At 65.1% G+C, this 7,273-nt stretch carries 3 protein-coding genes; all 3 read left to right on the top strand.

All coding sequences use genetic code 11. From position 1 onward, the window contains the following. Positions 1-197: 197 nt before the first annotated feature. The gene (locus AB5164_RS09450; protein WP_368142816.1) at positions 198-3,296 is read left to right on the top strand and encodes a PD-(D/E)XK nuclease family protein; all 3,099 of its coding nucleotides are present in this window, start codon (positions 198-200) and stop codon (positions 3,294-3,296) included. A gap of 3 nt (positions 3,297-3,299) precedes the next feature. Further along, positions 3,300-6,932, top strand: a complete 3,633-nt coding sequence (locus tag AB5164_RS09445; protein WP_368142817.1) for a UvrD-helicase domain-containing protein — start codon at positions 3,300-3,302, stop codon at positions 6,930-6,932. Between the two features lie 177 nt (positions 6,933-7,109). Next, positions 7,110-7,273, top strand: a 164-nt coding sequence (locus AB5164_RS09440; RefSeq protein WP_368148032.1) for a PHP domain-containing protein, incomplete at its 3' end; no start/stop codon positions are given.

Genomic DNA, 7,273 nt, shown 5'->3' with positions numbered 1-7,273 from the left:
CCGTACCCGTTCTGGCTGGATTAATGGATGGAAACGGGTGTTCTATCGGGACACACATTTTGTCCTATAAGCCCAATCGGCTGGTGCGTTGGGTTCAGGTTGCTTTGTACCAAAAGATGGAACTGCGGTGGCAATGTGTCCGCTTGGGCGGGTAGGATGGATGCATTGATTATTGCGAACGGTTTGAGCGGAGGACCATGCCTGTTCGAATCTATACCACCAATGCCGGCACGGATTTGAGCGATGCCGAGTCGGCGCTGCTTGCCGACCTTATTGCCCGTCACGGGCGTGCCGTGCTGCTGGCGCCAACGTTCGCCGAGCTCGACCTGTGCCGTCATGATGCGGCGGAAGCCGGGGCTTCGCTGGGTATCGACTACAAGACACCTTCGTCATGGCTTCGCTCGCTTTGGGAGCTTTTGGGCGACGGGCGCGATTTCGTCGACAACCTGCAACGCCAGATGCTGTTTTCGGATATGATTGCCCGCCGCGACGATGCCGACCTGCAGCCGCTTTCGCGTAGCCAGGGCACGGTGCGCATGCTCGCGCGCATGGCTCGCGATGTGCTTCCGGGTGTGGCGGGGACAGGTGCCGAGCGTTGCTGCGACAACGTTTGCCGGCCCGATCCCAAGAGCGACGCCGAGGCTCGCGTATTCGAGCTGTTGAGTGCCTATGCGAGCGGCTTGGACCGTCGAGATATGGTCGAGCCCTGCGAGGCAGCTGACATTATGGCCGGCGCTTTGACCGACAGCCTGCCGGCGTACGCCCGCGCCGTTTGCGTGCGCGGCGTCACGTCATTTACGTATAGCCTGCTCGAGCTGCTGTCCGCCGTGGCAAACAACGGGGGAGAGGTTGTCGTGCTGCTCGCCCGCGAGCAAGCGGCGATGCGTGAGGAGCTGGCCACGGCCCTTGATACCCGCGGTGTGCTGTTTGAGGTTGCACCGCTGGACGAGGATGCTGGCGCTCCCGCGACTGCTCCAAAGTCCGTCGCACGTCCTGCCTTTGTGGAAGTCGCCGGCCCCCATGCTCGCGCCCGTGTCTATGCGGACGTCATCGATAAGATGGTGAAAGCGCACAAGGAGTCCAAGGTCAACGATGCCGCCTCCGCGCCCGCCGATCCCGTGCGCGTGCTCGTTGTTTCTGCCCGGGCACCCCAGTTGTTCGGTGAGCTCGCCGCTCGTTTGGCGGCGCGCCACGTTGCTGCCGAGACGACCGAGTTCACGGCGTTTTCTCAATCCATTGTGGGCAGGCAGTTCACGGCGCTCGCCAACCTGATCGAGCGTATGAAGGCCGCCGACGAAGGGGCAGCTTCCAAGACTGAGTGGTGGCCCGCTCCGGAGCTTACCGACTGGATTTACAGCCCGCTTTCGGGTACTGACGCCGCGAGCGCCCGCGGCTTCGACAAGAACATGCGCCTGTCGCGCAGCAAGACCACTGCGGGCGTCAAGAGCCTGCTGCAGAGTGTGCAGGGCCAGGTGAGGGGCGCCCGCAAGGCCGCCAACGACGATAACTGGTTTAAGAATGTGCCGTGCGTGGTCTCGGACGTGTTTCAGGCGCTGTGGCGCGACAAACCCGTGACGGCGCTCAAGGCCATGCTCGCCGTTGCAGAGGCGCTGCCCGATCGCGCTCTAGGCGGTCTCGACGGTCAGGCCCGTCGCCAGGCGGAGACCGCCCTGCTGCGCCACGCCATCGACATCCTTATGAACGATGCTCGCGCGCTCGACGTGTCGCAGGCCGCGACCGTGCCGGTTCTCGACGGCGTTCGAACCAAGGTGGACAAGCGCAGTACCGCCTACGATTACGAGACCTATGAGGTCGATCGCACACCACGAGCACAAGTGCGCTTCGCGTCGCTTGCCGATGCGTCGGTTCTTCGCCCTGGCAGCTACGATGCCGTGCTGTTTGCCGATGTCGACCTGGACAGCTATCCGCTTTCGCACGAAGAGGGCCCGCTTGCCACGTTGACAGCCGAGCTGCGCCGCGACGGCGTGTCTTTGGAGCCCGCTGCCCTGCTGCGCGTGCGCTTTGGCCGTGCGATGCAGGCGGCGAGCGGTCCGGTCGCGCTCGCCCGTGTGACGCACGATCGCCAGGCACGCGAGTGCTACCCGGCAGCCGTATGGACCGAGCTGTGGGCACATGCCGAGGCCGCTGGCGCTGCCAAGCCCATGCGCGTGGGCGAGGGCGATATCATCGCCGACTTCGATCCCGCGGCAGGTGAAGGCCTCAAGCGCGAGCGCGTGACCTGTGAAGCCCCTCAGCATCTGAGTGCCGAGGCCGTGCCGTATTTGGTCCTGCGCCGTCGCGATGGCGAGGGTGAGGACGCGCCGCTCGTGCCGCGTCTGACGTCCGCCTCGCAGATCGAGGCCTATTCGACCTGCCCGCTATGCTGGTTCGTCTCGTACCGCGTGAAGCCCCAGTCGATCGACGCGGGCTTTGGCAACATGGAAAAGGGCAACTTTGTCCACGACGTGCTGGAGCATCTGCATGCCCGTCTGCCCCAAGAGAGCATGGAGCGCGTGACGCCCGAGAATCTGCCGCGCGCACAGGAGCTGCTGCACGAGGTCTTTGACGAGACGTTGGCCGAGCACGCCGGCAAGCGCGGCACGGAGGGCCCGCTGGTGCCGCTCTCTGCGGTGGAGGAACGCCAGGTGGCCGAGATCTTGCCGCAGCTGGAGGGTGTGCTTGCCTACGAGTCCGAGGCACTTGCCCCCTTTGCCCCGCGCTACCTGGAGTTCGCCTTCAACGAGCTCAAGGTCGAGTATGCCGGTTGGCCGCTTGGCGGGCGCATCGACCGCGTGGACGTGGACGCCGAGAATCGTGCCGTGGTGATCGACTACAAGCATCGCACGGGCGTTGAGGAGTTTAAGCTCGCCGACCCCACGGTGCGCGACGAGGAATCGGGCACGGCGCCCATCGACGATCCGCGCTGGTTGCCACCACATACCCAAACGCTCATCTACGCCCAGGCCATGCGCCGGGCGCTGGATTTGGACACCCGCGCGGCGCTCTACTTTTCGACCAAGGGCGGCAAGCCGGCGTTGCGCGGTGCCGCGAGCGCCGAGCTGCTCGAGGAAGAGCGCGGCGACGGTCGCATCCCGGGCCTTAAGAAAGGTTTCCCCGGCGAGGGTGGCAGCATGGACTTCGACGCCCTGCTCGATCGCGTTGAGGCCGGCATCGCCGAGCGCCTGCGCGAGCTCGAGGCAGGCAACGTTGCCGCCGTCGACCCGACGTCGGCTCAGGCCGCGCATGCGCGCTGCTCGTATAACCACGAAGGAACGTTTGTAAGGAGGGACGTGTAGACCATGGATCTTTCGACTTTGATGCCGCAACAGCTGCAGATTGTCAAAACGCTCGACCGTCCGCTGTTTGTCTCGGCGGGCGCCGGTTCGGGCAAGACCTTTACCCTCACGCGTCGCATCGTCTACGCGCTCTCGCCTGAATCCGGTCCGTTCGTTGAACATCTTGACCAGGTGCTCGCCATTACCTTTACCAAAGATGCCGCGGCCGAGATCCGTGACCGCGTGCGCCGTGCGCTTATCGACGAGGGCATGGACGAGGAAGCACTGACCGTCGACGACGCGTGGATCTCGACCATTCACGGCATGTGCTCGCGTATCCTGCGCGCGCATGCGCTGGAGCTGGGCATCGACCCCGAGTTCACGGTGCTCACCGATACCGACGAGCTTATGGACCAGGCTGTTGAGCATGTGTTGGCCCGCGCGACGGCGCCCGATGCCGCCCCCGAGCTCGCGGCATCGCTCAAGGCCCTCTATGCCTGGTATCCCATGGCGGGCGAGGGCGGTTCCTTTGGCGCTGGCGCGACCATCAAGGGCCTGGTGCGCGACCTGCTGGAGCTGTCGAGCCAGTTGCCGGGCGGTATGGACGACGTGTGCGTGGCGCGCGGGCAGGCCGATACCTCGGCACTCGCCGATGCCTATCGCGCGGCGCTGGGCGCAAGCAAGGCCGCGACCGAGAAGGCGCAGATGGCACTCGACGCCATTGACGCGTTCGAGGCGAGCGGCAAGACCATGGCCGATGCAGCGCGACTCATGATGTCGTGCACCATGCCGCGCGCGAGCAAGGCATTCCCTAAGGAGCAGGTCGAGCTGCTCAAGGCCGAGGCCGCCGATGCGTTTATCAATATCGTGCTTGCCTGCGGTGGCCCGGCGCTCGATGCGCTGGTGGGCCTGGCCCGTTCCGTGGAGGCTGAGTATCGCGCGCTGAAGGCTGCCCAGTCCGCCCTCGATAATAACGACCTGCTGCGTATGGCCTACGAGGCCCTGCGCGATTACCCTGCCATCCGTGCTGCGTACGAGGGCCGCTTTAAGATGGTCATGATCGATGAGTTTCAGGATACCGACCAGATGCAGGTCGATCTGATACGCTACCTGACGGGTGCGGGGGAGCGCGCGCTGTGCACCGTGGGCGATGCGCAGCAGTCCATCTATCGCTTCCGTGGCGCCGAGGTCGAGGTGTTCCGTCGTCAGGAGCGCAAGGTGGGCTCGTCTGCCGCGCCCGAGGCGACTGCCGTGGCCGATGCCCCTGCCGGCGAACTCGTCAAACTCGTGCGCAACTTCCGCAGCCATGACGAGGTGCTGCGTTACGTGGCACGCGTCTTCGACGGCGATGACGGCGGCCTGATGCAGGGCTTTTTGGATCTTGAGGCGAGCGACGGCCGCAAGGACACGCTGGTGGCGGACGCCTCGCGCCGCCAGGCCCTCTTTGTTGCCGGCGGCAGTATGCAGGAGCGCACACAGGCCAAGGCCCGCGCGATCGCCGAGCGCTTCCGCGCGCTTGCCGATGCCGGCCAGCCCCAGGGCGGCATGGTACTGCTGCTGGGCCGCATGACCAACGCCGATGTCTACGCCCAGGCCTTCCGCGATCAGGGGCTCGACTGCGTCATCGCAGGCGGCTCGGTCTTTGCCCAGGCAGCCGAGGTGCAGACGGTGCGTGCCCTGGTCTGCGCGCTCGCCAATCCGGCCGATACGGCGCAGGGCCTTATGCCGCTGCTCGCCTCGCCGATGTTTGCGCTCGGCGCCCAGGAGTTCCTGGCGCTGGCGACCAAGCTCGATGGCGAGACGGGGGAGACCTCGCGCCGGAATATCGACATGGGCATCATGAGCGATTCCGATGTGCCGGGCTTGCAGGGCTTGCCGCTTGTGACGCGTGCCCGCGAGGTGCTGCGCTACGCACTGCGTCGCGTGGGGCGTGATTCGTTCGCCGCCATCGCGCGCGACGCGGTCAATGCCTCCGGCTGGTTCGTGCGCCTGGCGCAGCGCGGCCCCGAGGGCAAGGCCATCGCCGCCAACGTGCTCAAGGCGCTCGACGCCGTGGCCGAGGAGGAGGCCGAGTTCGGCAACTCGCCGCGTTCCATCGCGCTGGCCTTCGACCGCTTCTTGGCGGGCAAGGAGGCCCCGGGTGCCCTCAACGAGGAGGGCGACGGCGCGGTGCGCATCATGACCGTGCATGCGTCCAAGGGTCTGGAGTATCCGGTCGTAGCGGTTGCCGAGTGTTTTGGCGTGCGCAAGCCGTCCGGTGCGGCTCAGATGGGGCGTGTCGAGGGCGGAGCGCAGGTCGTGGCACTGCCAGCTCGTTTTGATGGCGTTAAGCTTGCCGATGGGACCTTTGTGAAGGGCGATGACGTCAAAAAGCAGTTTGAGCATGCGTTTAAGGGCAAGGGCACGTCGCTGTGGCTGCCGCCGGAGCTCATGGAGGACGTCTGTGCGACGGGTTCTCCCGCCGAGGCATTTGCTCGCCTGCGCAACGACGACCTGCAGCTTTCGCTCGAGGAGCGGGCTCGTCTGCTCTATGTCGCCATGACGCGAGCGCGTGAGCTGGTCATTCTGGCGATGGATGCCGGCGTGAGCCGCGGCAAGGTGACGGCGCCGACCTTTGATGTCGAGACCGATCTGACCTACGATGTGCTGCGCCGTATTTTGCCGACCGATGCTCTGGATATGCCGCAGCTCGATGCCGACCGCTTGGTGTTCGACAACTCCCAGCTGGGCGACTACGAGCTCATTTCGCTCGCGGGCTTTACCTTTGGCGAGCAGACGTTTGAGGCCAACGCTTCGCTGGATGCCGAGGGCAGGCTTGTTCGTGGCGATGCCGATACGGATGCTGCCGACGATTCGGCCAGTACAATCGTCCCCGGTCCTGTCGACCCCAAGCCCGATTCGTTCGAGCTTGTGTATCCCCAGGCAGTGGGCGTGCGCATGGGCATCTGTCCGTATCCGATGCGTGACTCGTATAGCTACTCGTCAATCGCCGCGGCACTCCATGCCGAGACGGAAGACCGTGCCGCCGAGGCTCGTGTTCCCATGGACGAGACCGGCGATGATGCGGAGTCGGATGGTTCCGAGATGACGGACGCAGACGTGGCCGCTGTCGAGCCCGCCGGCAATCCCATGGCGCTGGGCTCGGCCTTCCACGCCGCCTGCCAGTGGCTCATCGAGATGGGTGCCGATGCGCTGCCCGCTGAGCGTGCCGACGCCCTGGCTCGCCTGTGGCACCTGACGCCAGAACAGCGCGAGCGCTTCGATGTCGCTCTGGAGCGCTGGCTCAAGTCGTCGGTTCGTGCCGAGCTGTTCGCGTGGCCGTGCGTTCGCGCCGAGGTGCCGTTCTTCTCGCTGGGCTGCGAGGACGAGGACATCGCCCGCTACGGTGCATATGCCGAAGGCGCCATCGACGCTTTGGCGACCGACCCGGCCGATCCGTCACGCGCACTGGTCATCGATTACAAGACGGGTGGCACGCCGGATGAGACGCCGGACCAGCTGCTCGAGAAGCACGCCCTGCAGGCGCGCGTCTACGCCGACGTGTTGCACAAGGCGGGCTTTGAGACGGTGACGGTCAAGTTCGTTCGCGTGGAGCAGGCGAATCCAGCCATCTTCGTCGAACCCGCCGAGCCTCAGGTGGTCACCTACAACCTCTAGTCCTCAGATAACTTGCGGTGGAATAGTTCCTGTATTGCGGCCCAGGTGGCCCAAGCGGGAACTATTTCACCGCAACTGCAAGAGGAGCCGTGTGGGTTTGGCTAGGTTCGGGTGCCGTCCGTGCCGTGCGGTAGAATCGTAACCCTAAGATCACGAACCCGCATCGGAGCTCATTACATGGCATTCGTCCATCTGCACAATCACACTGTTTTCTCCATGCTCGACGGCGCAACCCGTATCCAGGATATGGTCAATCGTGCCGTAGAGCTGGGCATGCCCGCCGTCGCCATTACCGACCACGGCTACATGTATGGCGTGCCCGACCTGGCGCTGGCCTGCGA

Origin of the sequence: Collinsella aerofaciens (assembly GCF_040915425.1) — a bacterium.
Taxonomy (GTDB): domain Bacteria; phylum Actinomycetota; class Coriobacteriia; order Coriobacteriales; family Coriobacteriaceae; genus Collinsella; species Collinsella aerofaciens_BW.
The sequence above is the reverse complement of the archived record's forward strand: the minus strand, read 5'-3'. Positions and strand labels throughout refer to the sequence as shown.

What these genes read in the sequence shown, in the direction of transcription:
- AB5164_RS09450 (WP_368142816.1), top strand. Translation starts at nt 198, where the DNA reads ATGCCTGTTCGAATCTATACCACCAATGCCGGCACGGATTTGAGCGAT.
- AB5164_RS09445 (WP_368142817.1), top strand. Translation starts at nt 3,300, where the DNA reads ATGGATCTTTCGACTTTGATGCCGCAACAGCTGCAGATTGTCAAAACG.